This window comes from Nocardia sp. NPDC057227, assembly GCF_042669725.1.
Lineage (GTDB): Bacteria > Actinomycetota > Actinomycetes > Mycobacteriales > Mycobacteriaceae > Nocardia > Nocardia asteroides_A.
Window position 1 is genome coordinate 1 of sequence record NZ_JBHUXA010000026.1, and the last position, 17184, is coordinate 17184.

Below are 17184 nucleotides of genomic sequence, written 5' to 3' on the forward strand. Positions count from 1 at the left end.
CCTTTTCTTCGTGTGCTCAGATGGGGCGGAAGCCCGAGCCGATGCTGTTGCGGCCGTTCAGGTCGTCCATGATCGTGGTCATGTTGGTGCCGACCTCGGGGCCGTAGCAGGCGAACGCCAGGTACGCGTTGACCATGCCGACCAGCTGGTTGCCGACCACCACCGGTGCGCCGGAGTCGCCCTCGACCACGCACATCTGCGACCAGGTCTCGATATTGGTGGCGAAGACATCGCCCCAGGAGATGCCGCAGGTGTTGCCGGTGGTGCGGCCCTCCTTGCAGACGATCATCGGGAACGCGGCGGGCCCGCCGATGCCCGCGATGGTGACGTTGCCGACCCGGTTCACCGGGGTGACGCGGCCCGGCTGGAACTGGATGACGGCGTAGTCGAGGCGCGGGTCGGAGTGCACGAAGCGGCCGACCACCCCGGCGCCGCGATCCGCTTCGGCGTACACCTGTGCGCCGGGATCGCCGCAGTGGCCGGCGGTGATCCCGACCAGCCTGCCCGCGCCGTCGTAGCCAACGGTGGTGAGGGTGCACTCGAAGGCGTCGTCGATGACGATGCCGGAGCCACCGCCGAGCACCGGCGCGCCCGGCTGCGCCTGCGCGGCGCCCGCGACGGGCCCGAGCAGCGCCGCTCCCAGCGCGACGGTGCAGGCGGCGCGAACCACCGTGGCGAGTTTGCTGAACATGTCCCTCCAGATCTGCCGAAAGCCCGCACGATATCAATCGCTCGCGCCCATCGTGTCAGTAATCGCGGCCGGGTGCGGCATCCGTCCGACGACCTGCGATTTCGACAGACGCCACGCCGTGTTTCTTCCATCCGGTGATAGCAGTTCAGCATGGCTGACCGGAACCCGCCGGTCCGCTCGTGGCCGAAGCGTGACCGCGGGGCCGCCGGGAAGGGTGACGTGATTTTGGATGAAAGCTATTCGAAAAATAACACTCGTACACTCGGGAACCCCCGCTCATCGGGGTCTTTGTGAAACGTGTTCTTATTGGTTGGATACCGGAAGTCGGAAAATGTCCGGGGTGTTGTGACGATTCATGGCCCGGTTCGTGCAGTGATCGGAATCTATGACGCCAATCACAGGGGTGTGCTGTGTTCCGGGCTACCCCGTAGTAAGGTGCTCCGAGCGATGCAAGTCGTCGGAGCAGGTAACCGGCGTCGAGAAGGGGTTGGAACAGTGCAGTCGACCAAGAGTCCACCCACGGGGTCGCGGCTGAGTGGCGCGGTCGATTGGACAAAGGGGTACTGGGAAGATCACCCGAAGCGTTCGCTCGAGACCTTCGGCAGGCAGATCCTCATGGGGATTGCCGCGGTCTCCGAGTTGTTCGTGGCGATATTCCGGCGGCGATTCCCGTTCGGGGAATTCGTCCGGCAATGCGCGTTCATGGCCAATGTCGCCGCCGCCCCGACGTTGCTCGTCGCCATTCCGATCGGCGTGATCGTCTCGATTCAGGTCGGCGCGGTCGCCGGGCAGGTCGGTGCGACGTCGTTCATCGGCGCGGCCAACGGCCTCGGCATCATCCAGCAGGGCGCCCCGCTGGTCACCTCGATCATGATCGCGGGCGCGGTCGGCTCGGCCATCTGCGCCGACCTCGGCTCGCGCACCATCCGCGAGGAGATCGACGCCATGAAGGTGATGGGCGTGGATCCGATGCGCCGCCTGGTCGCGCCGCGGCTCGGCGCGGCCATGCTGGTCAGCCTGCTGCTCTGCGGCTTCGTCGTCTTCGTCGGCTTCCTGACCGGCTACATCTTCAATATCTTCGCGCAGGACGGCACGCCGGGCAGCTACGTCGGCACCTTCTCCTCGTTCGCGGTGACGAGGGACCTGCTCGTCGCCCTGGTCAAGTCGACGATCTTCGGCCTGCTCGCGGCGATCATCGCCTGCGACACCGGGCTGAACACCCGCGGCGGCCCCGGCGGCGTCGCGAACTCCGTGAACTCCGCGGTGGTCAGCTCGGCGATCATGCTCTTCGGCGTCAACCTGATCATCACGCAGATCTACAACGCAATCTTCCCCCCACAGGTGGTCTGAGCCGGTGTCGTCGACATATGTGCCGCCGCTGCTGCGGCCGCTGAACCAACTGAAGCGCACCGCCAAGGCCCCGGTCGACATGCTCGGCCGCCTCGGCCACCAGGTGTTCTTCTTCCTGCGCGCGCTCGGCTCGATCCCGCTCGCGCTGCGCCAGTACCCCAAGGAGGTCTGGCGGCTGCTCTCCGACGTCACCTGGGGCAACGGCAACCTGATCGTCGGCGGCGGCACCATCGGCGTCGTGCTGATCCTGAGCGCGTTCGGCGGCATGACCGTCGGCATCCAGGGCCACACCTCGCTGAACCTGCTCGGCCTGAGCCCGATCACCGGCGCCATCTCGGCCTTCGCCACCACCCGCGAGCTCGGCCCGCTGCTCGCCTCGCTCGCCTTCGCCGCGCAGGCGGGCTGCCGGTTCACCGCCCAGCTCGGCGCCATGCGGATCTCCGAGGAGATCGACGCGCTGGAGTCGGTGGCCATCCGCCCGCTGCCCTACCTGGTGAGCACCAGGATCTTCGCCGCGATCCTGGCGATCGTCCCGCTCTACTGCCTCGGCCTCGCCATGGCCTACGTCTCCTGCGCCATGACCGTGCAGCTGATCGGCGGCACCGCCAGCGGCACCTACCAGCACTACTTCTACCAATTCCTGATCCCGACGGACGTGCTGTACTCGCTGCTCAAGGCGATCATCTTCGTCGCGATCACCACCTTCATCCAGTGCTACTACGGCTTCTTCGCCTCCGGCGGCCCCGAGGGCGTCGGCGTGGCGGCCGGCCGCGCGATCAAGATGTGCATCATCGTGGTGGTGTTCGCCGATCTGTTCATGACGTTGGCCATCTGGGGCGTCAACCCCGGAATCCGGATCTCGGGGTAGGCGATGATCATCGATCCCAGTGGGCGCGGGCCCACCGTTCGGCAGATGCTGATCGCGGGCGGCTGCGGGCTGCTCGTCTTCGCACTGCTCCTGGTCTTCCTGATGGCGCGCTACCAGGGCTATTTCGTCTCGAAGGTGAACGTGGTCGCCAACCTGACCACCACCGGTGACGGGCTGCCCGCCGAGGCGGACGTGAAGTTCCGCGGCGTGCTGGTCGGCACCGTCGACGATGTCGAGGTCGCGGCCCGCGGCGAGCTGCAGAAGGTGCAGATCGAGCTGAACCCGGACTTCGCGAGCGGCATCCCGGCGAATGTCACCGCGCGGGTGGTTCCCTCCAACCTCTTCGCCGTCACCTCGGTCGAGCTGGTCTTCAACGGCCCCTCCGACGAGTACCTGACCGAGGGCGCGCAGATCGAGGAGGACCGCAGCAAGGGCACCATCGCGCTGCAGGACACCCTGACCACCGTGCGCAACATCCTGAACGAGATCGACCCGGTGCAGTTCGGCCGGGTGCTCGGCACGCTCTCGCAGGCGCTGGACGGCAGCGGCCGGATGCCGGGCTCCACCATCGAGCGCGTCGACCGCTGGCTGACCGGCGTCGACCAGTCGATCCCGAACCTCGGCGTCATGCTGGACGACTTCTCCTCGTCCTTCCGCGCGCTGAACGAGTCGGCGCCGGAGCTGGTGAACGTGCTCGGCAGCTCGGTGCAGACCGCGACGACCATCTCCGACCGCAGGTCGCAGCTGGTCGCGCTGATCACCGGCGCCGGCGGCACCTTCGACACCATCAACAACCTGTTCGCGCAGAACCCGGACGTCGGCAAGCAGGTCACCGCGGGGACGAGCAGCATGTTCGGCTCGCTCGCCTCCGACCCGGCCTCGGTCACCCAGGCGATCGTGAACCTGAACCGCTCGATGCAGAAGCTGAACACCGTGTTCCGCTGGGGGCCGCAGCAGCAGATGATCTGGAACATGGGCATCACCTTCACGCCCTACCAGCCGAACACCGTCGCGGACTGCCCGCGCTACGGCGACCTGGCTGGCCCGAGCTGCTTCACCGCGCCCGCGGTCGCCGAGATCCCGCCGCTGCCGGAGTCGCTCTCGCCGCGCAGGCTGGACGCCGCGGCCGGGCTGCCGCCGCTGGTGCAGCTGCCCGGGATGCCGGTGCTGCCAGGCATCACCACCCCGTCGGTGCCGCTGCCCGCCGCCGGAGCCGCGCCGGTGCCGTTCGCCGGAACCCCGCTGGAGGGCCTCTTCCCGATGCTGCCGCCGCTGCTCGGTGCTCCCGCCCCTGCCCCCGCCGCCCCCGCGGAACCGGTCGCGCCCGCCGAGCCGCCCGCGGCTCCGGCGGCGCCCATCGCCTACACCGGAGATGCCGCGATCACCAGGTACCTCGGCAGGCAACCCACCGCGGCGGAGTACCTGCTGCTCGGTTCGATCACGAAGGGGATGACGTTGACCACCAGCGGTGACAGCCGATGAGCATCCGCAAGCCGCTCATCGGATTCAGCCTCTTCGCCATCGTCTCGATCCTGGTCACCGTGCTCGTCTGGAACACGCTGGCCCGGGTCGTCGAGGGCGAGACCAATACCTTCACTGCCACCTTCTCCGACGTGCTCGGGCTCAAGAAGGGCGACGACGTCCGGATGGCCGGCGTCCGGGTCGGCAAGGTCGAGAAGATCGACCTCGACACCAACAACGACGCCAGGGTCACCTTCGTGCTGCAGCGCGACCAGACCATCTTCGACGACACCAAGGCGCTGGTCAGGTACCAGAACCTGATCGGCCAGCGCTACATCGCGCTGGCGCCGGGCGATTCGCCGAGCTCGCAGCCGCTGAAGAGCAACGGCACCATCCCGCTGGAGCTGACCGAGCCGTCGTTCGACATCTCGGCGCTGCTCAACGGCTTCCAGCCGCTCTTCCAGGTGCTGCAGCCGGAGCAGGTGAACCAGCTCTCGGAGACCTTCATCCAGGCGCTGCAGGGCGACGGGGTCTCGCTGAGCGCCTTCATCACCCAGGCGGCCACGCTGGCCACCGACTTCCAGCGCCGCGACGCCATCCTGACCGACGTGATCACCAACCTCTCCGGCGTGATGTCGGGGCTCGCCAAGCGAGGTGACGAATTGGAGACGCTGGTGACCCAGACCAGGGCACTGATCGGCGGGCTGTACGACCAGGGTCAGAGCCTGCAGCAGTCCACCGTGCAGATCGCCGACGCCGCCGAGGCGCTCGTCGGCATGGTCGGCACCATCCAGCCCAAGCTGCTGGCGGCGCAGAACTCCACCAGCGCCGCGCTGACCCTGCTGATCGCCAACGGCCCGGTCCTCGACCAGGCCGCGGTCGACCTGCCAGGGGTGCTCGCCAACGCGGGCGCCTTCGTCTCCGAGGGCAGCTACGCCAACGCCTACCTCTGCGGCCTCGACGTCTCGCTGTACGGCGTGCTCTTCCCGCGCGGGCTGTTCTCGCAGATCGGTGGCAACGGGCATTCGGCGGTGTGCAGGCCGTGATCGCGAAACTCCGCTCCCGCTTCGAGAGCAACCGCTACTTCTGGCTCGGCGTCCTCGGCGCCGTCGTCATCGTGCTCCTGCTGATCGTCTCCAGCTCGTTCCGGATGCTCGGCCTCGGCGACCGCTCGCTCGAGATGGAGTTCGCGCAGGCCGCGGGCGTCCGGGTCGGTGACCGGGTGAACGTGGCCGGCGTCGCGGTCGGCACCGTCACCGGCGCCGAGCTCGACGGCGATCACGTGGTGATCAGCGCCAACGTGGACCGCAATGTCGACTTCGGCCCGGACGCGCGGGCCTCGATCAAGATGGCCACCCTGCTCGGCGCCCGCTACGTCGACGTCGAGCCGGGCGACGGCAGCGGCCTCCCGGACGACCGGATCCCGCTCTCCAACACCGCGGTCCCGTACAACCTGGCCGACGTGGTGCAGATCGGCACGCCCAAGTTCGAGGAGCTGGACACCGTCAAGCTGGCCGAATCGCTGGACCTGGTGAACAAGCAGCTCGGCGACTCGCCGCAGCTGGTGGTGCAGGCGCTGGACAGCGTCGGCGCGCTGGCCAAGGTGATGGATGCGCGCAAGGACGAGGTCGACCAGCTGCTCAAGGACATGGACCGGGTCACCCAGCTGCTCGCGGACAACCGCAACAGCGTGCTGCTCGTGATCACCCAGGGCGAGGCGATCGCCGCGCGGGTGATGGAGCGGCAGGGGCTGCTGCGCCAGCTGCTCGACAATGTCGCCGCGCTGACCAGGCAGCTGCAGGAGATCGGCGCCGAGAACGACAACCAGCTCGGCCCCACCATCGAGCAGTTGAACGTCATGGCCGACGGCCTGCAGAAGAACAAGGACAACCTGGACCGGCTGCTCAGCATCATGCCGCCGTCGATCCGCTACCTCACCAACGCGTGGGGCAACGGCAACTACGCGGAGGTCGGGCTGCCGTGGCTGTTCCCGGACAACTGGCTCTGCTTCGCGCAGGCGATCGAGGGGTGCGAGGGATGAGGATTCCGTTCCGCTTCGGCAGCAGGGCAGGCGGTCGAGTGCTTCGCGGCGCGCTGCTCGGCGCTACCGCGCTCGCGCTGGCGAGCTGCTCGCTGCTGCCCAGCTCGGTGAACAACGCCATCGGCAACACCATCGAGATCACCGCCGACTTCGAGAACATCGCCGGCATGTACGAGGGCAACCCGATCCGGGTGCTCGGCATCGATGTCGGCAAGGTGGACAAGATCATCCCGCGCGGCACCTACGTCGAGGTGCACATGTCGCTGGAGTCCGGGGAGAAGTATCCGGCCGAGGCGATCGCCGCGGTGGTCTCGCCCTCCATCGTCACCGACCGGCACATCGAGCTGACCCCGCCCTACACCGGCGGCGACGAACTGGCCGACGGCGACCACCTGCCGCTCTCCCGGACCAGGACCCCGGTCGAGCTGGACACGATGATCAAGACCATCGACCAGTTCGCCGCCGCGCTGAAGCCGCAGCCGGGGCAGGAGGGGGTCGGCCCGCTCTCCGGCCGGGTGCTCTACCCCATGCTCGACGGCCAGGGCGAGAAGCTGCGCGACACGCTGAACGCGCTCTCCGGCGCGCTCAAGGTCGGCGTGGACAACCGGGACGCCGTCTCCACCATCATCATCAAGCTCAACGAGCTGACCACGATGCTGGCCCAGAACGACCAGTCGGTGCGCGATTTCAGCAGCCAGGTCACCCAGATGACCGGGCTGCTCGCCGAGCAGGCCCCCGGCCTGCAGGCCACGCTGCAGCAGCTGCAGGACTTCCTGGCCAACACCAGCGGGGTCTTCACCCAGTACCAGGACCAGCTGGAGGGCAGCCTCGTCGGGCTCACCAACGTCACCCAGCAGCTGCGCGACAATGCCGCCGGGCTGATCGAGGTGGTCGACGTCGCGCCCATGCTGCTGCAGAACATCGACATGACGATGAACCGCGAGCAGGGCTTCATCCGGCTGCACGGGCTGATCGGCACCGCGCTCTCCGGCGAGGTGATCAGCGTCTTCTGCCAGCGCATCCAGATGCGCGCGGACGGCTGCCGGACCGGGAACATGCAGGACTTCGGCCCGGACTACGGGCTCACCGCCGCACTGCTCGGACTGACGAAATGACGCGCCGCATGATCGGAGTGCGCCGCACGGCGCTCGCCGTCACCGCCGCCGCGACGGTGGCGCTGCTCACCGGCTGCGGCATCTCGGTGGAGAACGTGCCGCTGCCCAAGCCGGGCGCCGCCGGCGACACCTACACCCTCCGCGCGGTCTTCGAGAACGCGCTGAACCTGCCGGACCAGGCCAAGGTGAAGATCGGCGGCTCGGACGTCGGGGTGGTCTCCGACATCTCGACCAAGAACTTCCAGGCCTTCGTCGACATGCAGATCCGCTCGGACATCGAGCTGCCCGAGGGCACCACCGCCGAGCTGCGCCAGGCCACCCCGCTCGGCGACGTCTTCGTCGCGGTCTCCAAGCCGGTCGCGCCGCCAGGAACGCCGACCCTGAAGGACGGCGCCACGCTGCCGATCGAGGCCACCTCGGCCGGCGCCACCGTGGAGGAGCTGCTCGTCTCGGTCTCCATGCTCTTCAACGGCGGCGGCATCGCCAGCCTGACCAGGCTCGGCACCGAGCTGGACTCCATCGTCGGCGGCCGCGGCGAGCAGCTGGCGCACCTGATCACCCAGATGACCGGTGTCGTCGGCAGCCTGAACGACAACAGCACGCGGATCGACAGCGTGCTCGGCGAGTTCGGCGCGCTCTCCACCACCCTGGAGACGCGCCGCGGCGAGCTGGGCCGGGTGGCGGACACGCTGCCGCAGATGATCGGCGCCATCGCGGAGAACAACCGGGCGCTCGGCGACCTGCTGCAGCGCATCGCGGTGACCAGCGCGGCGCTCGGCGACTACGCGAACACCTCCGGCGGCGACCTGGCCTCGCTGCTGGACAACCTGCGCAACCTGATGGACGCGCTCGCCGCCACCGGCGACGATTTCGGCGCCGCCATGGAGCAGCTGCACCTCATCGCGCCGAAGGTGGACGCCAGCTTCCGCGGCAAGAGCCTCGCCGTCTTCGCCACCGTCTCCAACCTGGACATCGGGCTGCTCACCGACCCGCCGAACAGCAAGCTGCCGGACCAGACCGACCTGAACGACTTCGTCGGCAGCTTCATCCAGGTGCTGCAGGTGGTCCAGAGCCGGGTGAACGGAGCGCCGCGATGAACCTGCTGCGGAACAAACTGGTGCTCTCCGGGGTCGGGCTGGTGCTCGTGCTGATCGTGGGCGCCACCTACCTCGCGATCGGCGTGATGCGGGTGAACCCGCTGCGCTCGGAGTACACCGTCACCGTCTACCTGGACCGCTCCGGCGGGTTGCAGCCGGGCAACGACGTCACGCTGCGCGGCTTCCGGATCGGCAAGGTCGACGACATCACGCTCGTCGACCGCGGCCAGCTGATCGCGGCGAAGGCGACCATCGACAGCGAGTACCGGATTCCGGTGGACACCGCCATCTCGGTGCAGGCGCTCTCCGGCGCGGGCGAGCAGTACATCGACTTCCGCCCGGCCACCGACTCCGGGCCCTACCTGGCCGACGGCGCCGAGATCCGCTTCGACCCGGAGAAGATCAAGACCCCGACCCCGGTGTGGCAGGTGCTCGACAACTCCAGCGCGCTCATCGCGCAGGTGGATCCGAAGAAGTTCGGCACCATCCTCGCCCAGCTCGACATCGCGCTCAGCGGCGGCCCGGACCAGCTGCGCGGCATGATCAACGGGCTCAGCCTGGCCGCGGCCGGGCTCGACTCGCTGCTGCCGCAGACCACCAACCTGATCGCCAACCTGCAGACCATCGCGGCGACCACCTCGAACGCGCAGCCGGACCTGGCCACGCTGACGGCGAACTCGGGCGAGCTCTTCACCCAGTTCAACAATGCCGACGCCGAGCTCAAGGCGCTGCTCGACCAGTCGCCGCAGTACTTCAGCGATCTCGGCGCGGTGCTCAGCGACACCACCGACCCGATCACCGGGCTGGCGACCAACTTCGTCGCGATCACCCGCGGCGCGCAGCTGCGCACCCCCGCGCTCAGCGCGCTCTTCCCGTCGCTCGCGCTCGGGCTGGACGCGCTCGGCGTGCCCGCGCACGACGGCGAGTTCCACACCATCGTCGACATCTGGCCCCGGCCGACCTGCTACTACCAGTCGGACTACCTCAAGCCGGAGATCATCGTCGACGACACCCTGCCGCGCTGGAACTACTGCGTGAACCCGCCGCCCGGCCAGCAGATCCGCGGCGCCGCCAACGCGCCGCGCCCGGATGTGCCGAACAACGGCGCCTACATCCCGCCTGGAGTCGATCCGAACGAGCGCACGCTCCCCCCCGTGCGCTGAGCGGGCATACTCGCGGCAGTACGACCGAAGCGGCGCGCCAGCGCCGGGAAAGCGCAGGACTGTATCGATGAGCACCGACGACGCCGGCTCCGACAAGACCACCGACGAGGCCGGGAGCGGCACGGGTGACGGGGGTGTCGCCCTCGGCAAGTCCGGCGCGGCGACATCGGCGGGCGAGCCGGGGTCGTCCCGGCTGCCCCTGATCGCCGCCTTCACCGCGGGCATCCTCGCGGTCGCCGCGGTGACCGCCGTCGTGGTGTTCTGGCGCCAGGCCGAGGAGCGCGGCGCCGAGCTGGACGCCGTCACCGGGGCGAAGAGCGCCGCCTGCGACTTCGGCCGCGCGGTCTCCGAGTACGACTACGCCAAGGATCTGGGCACGTACTTCCAGACCGTGAAGGACGGCGCCACCGGCGACTTCCTGAAGGAGTTCTCCGACGCGCAGCAGGCGCTCACCGACGCCATGACCCAGGCCAAGGTCAAGTCCTGGACCGACGACGTGCAGTGCGGCTGGCAGTCCGGCGACGAGTCCTCCGCCCAGGTGCTGGTGACGCTCACCCAGTACCGCACCAACTTCACCCAGCCAACCCCGGACCGGCAGTACGTGGTGGTCATCGCCGACCTGGAGAAGTCCGGCGACAAGTGGCTGGTCGGCAAGCTCGACTCGCCCATGCTCCGCGGCGCGGGCAGCGGCCTGCCCGGCGGCGCACCCACCCCGGCCCCCGGCGGCGCCACCCCCGCCCCCGCCCCGACCCCTGGCGGCTAGCCAACGCGGCCCGGCCGGGGCGAACGTGGTGCCGCGGGCTCAGAACAGGGTCAGCGAGGGCACCGGGGCGGCCGGCTGCTCCGGTCGGACGACCTCGACCGGCTCGGCCGTGACCGCGGGAATCTCCGCGGTCACGGCATCGGCCACCGCCGCGGTGGCGGCGGCCTTGCGCGCCGCCTCCCCGGCCAGCGCGTCCGCCCGCTCGTTGTAGTAGTTGCCGACGTGGCCGCGCACCCAGCGGAAGCGCACCGGCCCCGGCCGCCCGGAGATGGCCCGGTCGATCTGCTTGACCAGCTCGGCGTTCTTCACCGCACCCCCGGTCGCGGTGCGCCAGCCGTTCACCCGCCAGGCGGAGATCCACTCCGACGCGCACTTGATGGCGTAGAGCGAATCGCTCTCCAGCAGCAGCGGCTCCGGCCCGGGGTGCGCCACGATCGCCTCCAGGATGGCGCGCAGCTCGGCGATCTGATTCGTGCCCGTCGAGGCGCCGCCGCTCGCGGAGCCACCGGTGTGGTTCACCCAGGCCCAGCCGACGGCGCCGCCCGGATTGCGCAGGCAGGACCCGTCGGTGCTCACGATGATCATGGCAGGCACCCTACGCAATCCGGCCGACAAGATCTGTTCCGTGAAATTCCTCGATCTCCCTTCGCAACTGGGCCTCGGTGCGGCGCAGCGCCGCCCTGACCGCTGATTCGACGGGCCGGGCCAGCAGCCTGGCGAGCCCGGTGGGGGTGGCGTAGCGCGCCTCCGAGGTGAGCACCGACCGGCCGTAGCCGAGTGGATCGAAATGCAGCGTGAGCGTGCCCGAGAGCCGGCCACGCAGGGTATAACCGATCACGACGTTGCGCCGGTAGTCGGTGATCTCGCACTCCAGCGTGGATCGCCAGGGACCGAGGCGGGTGTCGGTGCTGAACACCGCACCCCGCCCGCGGTCGAGCTCCCCGGCCGGTTCGAACCCCGCCACACCGAACATCCAGTCCGGGACGAAGCGATGGTTGTCGGCGTAGGTGAACGCGACGTCGACCGGAGCTCCCACGTCACTGGCATACCTGATGTGGCCCATAGGCCCTCCCTGATCCACGGCTGCGGTCAAAAGTACTACAGCACTCCTCTTTATTCGAGGAATTCGCCGCGGGAATCCGGAGATCACGAACTGGTCGGTCGGCTCTTTTTCTGCTGGTCAGCGCCCCGGCGCCGGCGCGGAGACGAGCGAATCCAGCTGGTCGACGATGTGCTCGGCGATCGGCATGGCCGAGGTCGCGGCCGGTGACGGGGCGTTGAAGACGTGCACCGAGCGGGCCGTCCGGCCGAGCAGGAAGTCGTGCACCAGGGTGCCGTCCGGCAGTACCGCCTGGGCCCGGATGCCTGCCGGGTGCGGTCGCAGGTCGGCGAGCTCGAGCTCGGGGCAGTAGCGCCTGCACTCGGCGAGGTACCCGCGCCGGAACATCGAATTGCGCAGCTCGCGCGCGCCGGTGCGGACGTGTTCGCGGGCCAGCCGGTGGAAGCCGCGGTAGCCGAGCACCGCGCGCAGGTCGCGCGGGTCGACCGACCACTTGCGGTACTTCTCCCTGGCCAGCCCGAGCACGGCGTTCGGGCCGACGGTCAGCTCGCCGTGGATGGTCGGGCTCAGATGCACCCCGAGGAAGGGCAGCGCCGGGTCCGGGATCGGGTAGATCAGCGTGCGCACGAGCTGCGCGCGCTCGGCGGGCAGCCGGTAGTACTCGCCGCGGAACGGCACGATGCGGAAGTCGGCGGGCAGCCCGGCGCTGCGCGCCAGCCGGTCGGCCTGCAGCCCGCCGCAGACCACCAGCCGCCGGGCCGTCCAGGAGCCGGAGGGGCCGGCGACGGTCACCCGCTCGGCGGTCTCGGCGATGGCCGTCACCGCCGCGCCGTACACCACCTCCGCGCCCGCGGCGACGGCATCGGCCAGCAGCGCGCGGACGATGGCCGGGTAGTCCACGATGGCCGTGCTCGGCACGAAAAGTGCCCCGACACCGCGGATCCGGGGCTCCCGGCGGGCCAGCTCGGCGGCGTCGATCCGCTCCACCTCGACCCCGTTGTCGGCCGAGCGCCGGTGCAGCGCCAGCATCCGCTCGTGCTCCACCGAATCCGTTGCGACCAGCAGTTTTCCGCACACCTCGACCGGAATACCCGCGGCGCGGGCGAATTCGACGGTCCAGCGCGCGCCGCGCCTGCACAGCTCCGCCTTGAGGCTGCCCGGCTCGTAGTAGATGCCGGAGTGCACGACGCCGCTGTTGTGCCCGGTCTGGTGCGTGGCCGCCGCCTGCTCCTTCTCCAGCAGCAGCAGCGACGCGCCCGGGTGCCGCCGCAGGATCCGGTGCGCCGTGGCCACGCCGACGATGCCCGCGCCGATCACGCAGAAGTCGTACTCGGCGGAGCGGGGCGCGGCGGTCATGGCTCCCAGCTCAGCAGATGCCGGGCGCCGCGGGCGCACCGGGGTCAGGTGGTGACGCGGGCGGGCACCTCGGTGCGCTCGAGCCGGAGATCGTGGTCGCCGAGCGTCGGGTCACTGAACGTCACTGTGACCGATCCGCCGGTACCGATCTCCGTGCGGAGCGTCGTGACATCGCGCGGATCGACCCGGCCGCCGGTGAGCGCGGCGAAGGTGGCATTGGTGTCGACCGTGAGCGTCACGCCGCCGCTCGCCGACTCGCCGACGTGGGCCTCCAGGTAGGCGGAGCCGACCCGCACCGTGCGGTCCACGGCCGGCTCCGGAGCCGCGGGTGGCTCGGGCCGGAGTGCGGGCCGCACGACCTCCGCGGTTTCCGCGGTCTCCGGCCGGGCGGTCACCGTGCCCGCGATCGCCGCCGTGTCCCTGCGCTCGAAGAGCGCCGAGCTGATGAACGGGCGGTTCGGCCCGGCGGGGCGGTGCAGCGGCTGCACCGCGGGCGGCTCCGGCCGGGCGGGGGCGGCTGCGATGGTGCCCGGGCTGCGGTCGGGCAGGTTGTTCACGACGTAGGCGCCCGCGGCGGCGGTGAGCGCGATGCTCGCGGTGCCCGCGAGGACGATGGCGGTGGTGCGGGCGATGCCGCGGCGCGGGGTCACGGTCAGGATCTCCGGACCCGGCCTGGGTTCGCCCGGCCTCTGGTTCTCGGTCACGATGCGTTCCTCTCCCTGCGTACCGAACTCCCCTTCGGTTCTGTGGTCGCGCCCGGCCCGCATCGTCGGAAGCCGGACGCGCGTCCAAGGCTACGGAACCCGGACGGGGCGCGCATACCCCCCGCTGGGCGGGGGTATGCCTCCTCCATTGTGCGGGTCGGGGGTGCGCAGCGGGTTTCGATCTTGCACGGGTCGGGTAAACCCTCGGCAGTCGGCGAGCGTCGTGCTCGACCCGCCCCGCAGACTTCCGGCCAACGGTGTCCGGCCGTCGCCACGAACGGCGCACATCGACGTGACGCTCGCCGGCCCCCACGCGAATGCACAACGGCCGTGGGAATCCCCGTTGTGACTCAGCCGAACTGACCCTTCGCCCGCCCTGCCCCGCTCGGCCCGGCGAAGGCCTGCGCGATCGTCAGCCACTCCGCCGCATCGGCGCCTGCCACCCGAACCGCCAGGTCGTCCGGGTGCCTGCGCTGCGTCACCAGCAGGCAGAAGTCGAGCGCGGGGGCGGTGATCCGCTGCTCGGCGTCGGCCGGCCCCCAGCTCCAGAGCGCGCCGTCCGGCGCGGTCAGCTCGATCCGGAACTCGGCCGCGGGCGGGGTCCTGCCGTGCACGGTGTAGGCGAAGTCGCGGGTGCGGGTGCCGATGTGTGCCACCGCGCGCAGCCGCCGCGTCGGCTCCCTGGTGACGCCGAGCGCGTCCGCCACGTCCTGGCCGTGCGCCCAGGTCTCCATCAGCCGGGCGGTGATCATCGAACCGGGCCGCATGGGCGGGCCGAACCACGGCACCTTCGCGCCCTCCGGCACCGCGCGCAGCGCCGCGACCAGGGCGGCACGGCCGTCGCGCCAGCGCCGCAGCAGCTCGGCGGGCGGGGCGGCCGCGGCCTCCTCGGCGCCCTCGTCCACGAAGGTGGTGACGCGCGGGGCCGCCTCGGTGAGCATCCGGGCGAAGCCGTCCGGGTCGGTGGCGGACAGCGTGGCGACCTCGTCGGTCCAGGCCAGGTGGCCGATCTGGTGCGCGATGGTCCAGCCGGGGGCGGGGGTGGGACGCCGCCAGCCCGCCGGGTCGAGCGGCGCGACCAGGCGTTCCAGCTCGGCGGATTCGTCGGCGAAGTCGGCGAGCAGCGCGTCCAGGTCGGCCATGCGACCCAGCATCGCAGCGCCCGCCGAGAAAGACAAGCGCACGTGCTTGTTTATCTCACCAGCCGAACAGAATCAGGTGGATCGCGCCGACGCCGAGCCCGAGCACCGCGCCGTGCAGGTACAGCAGCCAGGCGTCCTGCTCCACCGAGGCGTAGAACATCTCCATGAACTCGCCCGGGCTCATCAGCACCAGCTTGCGCGCGGCGAACTCGTCGATCTTGTCCGCCTGCTCGCGAGCGAACTCCGTGTCCTCCACCAGCGTCGGTGCCAGCCCGACCGCCGCGCCGGCCGCGGTGACCTTCAGGTTGTCGAACTGCTTGCGCCCGAAGGCCGCGCGTACCACCGAGGTGGTACGGCCCAGCTGCCGGTTGATCTCCTCGGCGATCAGCCGCTCCAGCAGCTGCCTCGTCTTGTCGCCGTTCGGGCCGTCCAGCAGCTCCGCGGAGAGGTTCGGCAGGGTGAGCACCTGGTAGGCCAGGATGTGCGCGAGGTCGACGGCGGCCTGCGGCTGCCGCTTGGCCAGCAGCGCCTGCCGCCACAGGTACCGGTAGCGCGGCTGCGGCTCGCCCGGCTCGAAGACCATCTTCACCGCGATCATGTTCACCAGGACGCCGATCGCGGCCGAGGCGAGCAGGACCACAGCCCAGGCCGGGATCGCGCTGATCACCGGCAGTGTCCGGTGCAGGTGCAGGTAGAGCGCGAGCAGCAGCCCGAACGGCGCGCCGAGCAGCCCGATCTTCACCATGAAGCGCAGCTCCGGCGCGGCGATGGTGGTGGTCAGGTCCTTGAGGATGGTCGGGTTCTGCCGCAGGTAGCGGATGACGAAACTCTTGATGTCGATCAGCTGGTCGACATTGTCGCCGAGCGATTCGAAGGCGCGCCTGCACAGCGCGGGCAGCTCCCGGTCCACCCGCTGGTAGAGCAGCTGCCTGACCGCGCGCGGCAGGCTGCGCCAGAGCTCCGGGTTCTCCCGCTCCATGAGCTCGTCGACCAGCGGCTCGACCTGCTTGCGCGCGAGCACCGCGATGTAGTCGGCGATGCCGTCCAGGTCCAGCTCGCGGATGAAGTCCTTCGGGCTGCCGATCCGCATGATCGCCATGTCCACGCAGATGCTGGCCATCTTCTCCGCGCGGGCCGGGATGAAGCCCTGGAAGCCGAGCCGCTTGCCGTCGCCGGAGAAGGTCGGCAGCACCTGTACCCGGCGCGGGAAATAGGGGTAGAGCACCGAGAGCCCGGGGATCCGCACGCCGCGGAACTGCAGCGGCCAGAAGAGCATGATGACGCCGGTCCAGTTCGTCAGCCATCCGGCCAGCCCGGCGAAGATCGGGAAGGTGATCAGCTCGACCACGAATTTCGACTGCCCGGTGAGTTCTTCCCAGTCGACGAAGAGCCCGGAGGCGAGAGCAGTCACGGCGCGATCCCCCTCGGTCCTGCCGGGTGGTGAGATATCAGGGCCCCAACATTCTCATTGCGCTCGAACCGGTGTCAACGCGCCACGACATCGCCAGATGAAGGAGAACCCCGTGCCGATTCAGACCGTCGACATCACTACCACGGACGGCACCGCGGACGCGTTGTTCGTCCACCCCGGCTCCGGCACCCACCCCGGCGTGCTGCTCTTCCCGGATGCCTTCGGCCCGCGGCCCGCGCTCGCCGAGCTCGCCGAGACCATTTCGGCGCGCGGCTACGCCGTGCTGGTGCCGAACCTCTTCTACCGGGCCGGGCGCGCGCCGGTGGTCGAGCTGCCCGCGGTCGTCGATCCGAGCAACCGGCACGAGGTCTTCGACAAGATCCGCCCGCTGATGGAGCAGCTCACCCCCGAGCTCGCGCTCCGCGACGCGGGCGCCTACCTGGACTGGCTGGCCGCCGCGCCCGAGGTCACCGACGGCGAGGTCGGGCTCACCGGCTACTGCATGGGCGCCGCGCTGGTGCTGCGCACCGCCGCCGCCTACCCGGAGCGCGTTGCCGCCGGGGCCGGGTTCCACGGCGGCAGGCTGGCGAGCGACGCCGCCGACAGCCCGCACCTGGACGCCGACCGGATCACCGCCGAACTGTACTTCGGCCACGCCGACGCCGACCCCTCGCTGCCCCCGGAGCAGATCGAGCGGCTGAGCAAGGCGCTGGACGCGGCCGGAGTTCGGTACCGCGCCGAGGTGTACCCGGACGCCGCGCACGGCTTCACCCAGCGCGACCTGGCCAGCTACGACGCCGAGGCGGACGCTCGGCACCTCCGCGAGCTCATCGCGCTGCTGGACCGCGCGCTGGCGTGACTTCGCCCTCGGCGAACATCGGAGCGGTCCGGAACAAAGGTCCTACCCCCTGGGTTGAGTGGGCATAGCTCAACTTTCAGAAGGGTCGATATCGTGACTACAC

General features: G+C 70.0%; 17 protein-coding genes. 10 read left to right on the forward strand and 7 right to left on the reverse strand.

The annotated features are described in order from the left end of the window. Window positions 1–16: 16 nt before the first annotated feature. Complete coding sequence (locus ACFUJ1_RS27975) at window positions 17–691, reverse strand: S1 family peptidase (RefSeq protein WP_378650189.1); 675 nt, start codon at window positions 689–691, stop codon at window positions 17–19. 495 nt (window positions 692–1186) lie between these two features. On the opposite strand from ACFUJ1_RS27975, the gene ACFUJ1_RS27980 reads away from it, so the two are divergent. The 9 genes from ACFUJ1_RS27980 to ACFUJ1_RS28020 all read left to right on the forward strand — a co-directional run bounded on the left by ACFUJ1_RS27980 (window position 1187) and on the right by ACFUJ1_RS28020 (window position 10549). Further along, on the forward strand, window positions 1187–2041 hold the full coding sequence (locus tag ACFUJ1_RS27980) for an MlaE family ABC transporter permease (protein WP_378650191.1): 855 nt from the start codon (window positions 1187–1189) through the stop codon (window positions 2039–2041). 4 nt (window positions 2042–2045) lie between these two features. Further along, the gene (locus ACFUJ1_RS27985; protein ID WP_233015333.1) at window positions 2046–2909 is read left to right on the forward strand and encodes an ABC transporter permease; all 864 of its coding nucleotides are present in this window, start codon (window positions 2046–2048) and stop codon (window positions 2907–2909) included. A gap of 3 nt (window positions 2910–2912) precedes the next feature. Then, the gene (locus ACFUJ1_RS27990; protein WP_378650194.1) at window positions 2913–4391 is read left to right on the forward strand and encodes an MlaD family protein; all 1479 of its coding nucleotides are present in this window, start codon (window positions 2913–2915) and stop codon (window positions 4389–4391) included. Next, window positions 4388–5416, forward strand: a complete 1029-nt coding sequence (locus ACFUJ1_RS27995) for an MCE family protein (RefSeq protein ID WP_378650196.1) — start codon at window positions 4388–4390, stop codon at window positions 5414–5416. Before ACFUJ1_RS27990 ends, ACFUJ1_RS27995 begins: the two co-directional genes overlap by 4 nt. Next, window positions 5416–6411, forward strand: a complete 996-nt coding sequence (locus ACFUJ1_RS28000) for an MCE family protein (RefSeq protein WP_378650331.1) — start codon at window positions 5416–5418, stop codon at window positions 6409–6411. The genes ACFUJ1_RS27995 and ACFUJ1_RS28000 overlap by 1 nt, the downstream gene beginning before the upstream one ends. Then, a complete protein-coding gene (locus ACFUJ1_RS28005) occupies window positions 6408–7526 on the forward strand; it encodes an MCE family protein (protein WP_378650198.1) in 1119 nt (372 codons plus the stop codon). Before ACFUJ1_RS28000 ends, ACFUJ1_RS28005 begins: the two co-directional genes overlap by 4 nt. A gap of 8 nt (window positions 7527–7534) precedes the next feature. Then, window positions 7535–8623 carry an MCE family protein gene (locus ACFUJ1_RS28010; protein WP_378650200.1) on the forward strand — a complete coding sequence of 363 codons (1089 nt, stop codon included), beginning with the start codon at window positions 7535–7537 and terminating at the stop codon, window positions 8621–8623. Beyond that, window positions 8620–9786 (forward strand): MlaD family protein, encoded by a 1167-nt coding sequence (locus tag ACFUJ1_RS28015; protein ID WP_378650202.1) that lies wholly within the window; start codon window positions 8620–8622, stop codon window positions 9784–9786. Before ACFUJ1_RS28010 ends, ACFUJ1_RS28015 begins: the two co-directional genes overlap by 4 nt. A gap of 67 nt (window positions 9787–9853) precedes the next feature. Then, window positions 9854–10549 (forward strand): hypothetical protein, encoded by a 696-nt coding sequence (locus tag ACFUJ1_RS28020; protein ID WP_378650204.1) that lies wholly within the window; start codon window positions 9854–9856, stop codon window positions 10547–10549. Between the two features lie 39 nt (window positions 10550–10588). Here ACFUJ1_RS28020 and ACFUJ1_RS28025 read toward each other — a convergent pair whose 3' ends face one another. From ACFUJ1_RS28025 to ACFUJ1_RS28050, 6 genes are all read right to left on the reverse strand, one after another. Next, complete coding sequence (locus ACFUJ1_RS28025; RefSeq protein WP_378650206.1) at window positions 10589–11134, reverse strand: ribonuclease H; 546 nt, start codon at window positions 11132–11134, stop codon at window positions 10589–10591. Between the two features lie 10 nt (window positions 11135–11144). Then, window positions 11145–11642 (reverse strand): SRPBCC family protein, encoded by a 498-nt coding sequence (locus tag ACFUJ1_RS28030; protein ID WP_378650208.1) that lies wholly within the window; start codon window positions 11640–11642, stop codon window positions 11145–11147. 87 nt (window positions 11643–11729) lie between these two features. Then, complete coding sequence (gene lhgO / locus ACFUJ1_RS28035; protein ID WP_378650210.1) at window positions 11730–12965, reverse strand: L-2-hydroxyglutarate oxidase; 1236 nt, start codon at window positions 12963–12965, stop codon at window positions 11730–11732. 44 nt (window positions 12966–13009) lie between these two features. After that, window positions 13010–13669 carry a hypothetical protein gene (locus ACFUJ1_RS28040; RefSeq protein WP_378650212.1) on the reverse strand — a complete coding sequence of 220 codons (660 nt, stop codon included), beginning with the start codon at window positions 13667–13669 and terminating at the stop codon, window positions 13010–13012. A 350-nt stretch (window positions 13670–14019) separates the two neighbouring features. After that, entirely contained in the window at window positions 14020–14811 is a 792-nt protein-coding gene (locus tag ACFUJ1_RS28045) for a TIGR03084 family metal-binding protein (RefSeq protein ID WP_378650214.1), read from the reverse strand. 55 nt (window positions 14812–14866) lie between these two features. Further along, a complete protein-coding gene (locus tag ACFUJ1_RS28050) occupies window positions 14867–16222 on the reverse strand; it encodes a hypothetical protein (protein WP_378650216.1) in 1356 nt (451 codons plus the stop codon). A gap of 112 nt (window positions 16223–16334) precedes the next feature. On the opposite strand from ACFUJ1_RS28050, the gene ACFUJ1_RS28055 reads away from it, so the two are divergent. Continuing rightward, window positions 16335–17081, forward strand: coding sequence for a dienelactone hydrolase family protein (locus ACFUJ1_RS28055; RefSeq protein WP_378650218.1), 747 nt, complete (start codon window positions 16335–16337; stop codon window positions 17079–17081). Window positions 17082–17184 lie beyond the last annotated feature (103 nt).

Excerpts from the sequence above, each read along its gene's own strand:
- ACFUJ1_RS28020 (WP_378650204.1), top strand. The coding sequence starts at position 9,854 with ATGAGCACCGACGACGCCGGCTCCGACAAGACCACCGACGAGGCCGGG.
- lhgO (WP_378650210.1), bottom strand. The coding sequence starts at position 12,965 with ATGACCGCCGCGCCCCGCTCCGCCGAGTACGACTTCTGCGTGATCGGC.
- ACFUJ1_RS27995 (WP_378650196.1), top strand. The coding sequence starts at position 4,388 with ATGAGCATCCGCAAGCCGCTCATCGGATTCAGCCTCTTCGCCATCGTC.
- ACFUJ1_RS27990 (WP_378650194.1), top strand. The coding sequence starts at position 2,913 with ATGATCATCGATCCCAGTGGGCGCGGGCCCACCGTTCGGCAGATGCTG.
- ACFUJ1_RS28045 (WP_378650214.1), bottom strand. The coding sequence starts at position 14,811 with ATGGCCGACCTGGACGCGCTGCTCGCCGACTTCGCCGACGAATCCGCC.
- ACFUJ1_RS28010 (WP_378650200.1), top strand. The coding sequence starts at position 7,535 with ATGATCGGAGTGCGCCGCACGGCGCTCGCCGTCACCGCCGCCGCGACG.
- ACFUJ1_RS28015 (WP_378650202.1), top strand. The coding sequence starts at position 8,620 with ATGAACCTGCTGCGGAACAAACTGGTGCTCTCCGGGGTCGGGCTGGTG.
- ACFUJ1_RS28025 (WP_378650206.1), bottom strand. The coding sequence starts at position 11,134 with ATGATCATCGTGAGCACCGACGGGTCCTGCCTGCGCAATCCGGGCGGC.
- ACFUJ1_RS28005 (WP_378650198.1), top strand. The coding sequence starts at position 6,408 with ATGAGGATTCCGTTCCGCTTCGGCAGCAGGGCAGGCGGTCGAGTGCTT.
- ACFUJ1_RS27975 (WP_378650189.1), bottom strand. The coding sequence starts at position 691 with ATGTTCAGCAAACTCGCCACGGTGGTTCGCGCCGCCTGCACCGTCGCG.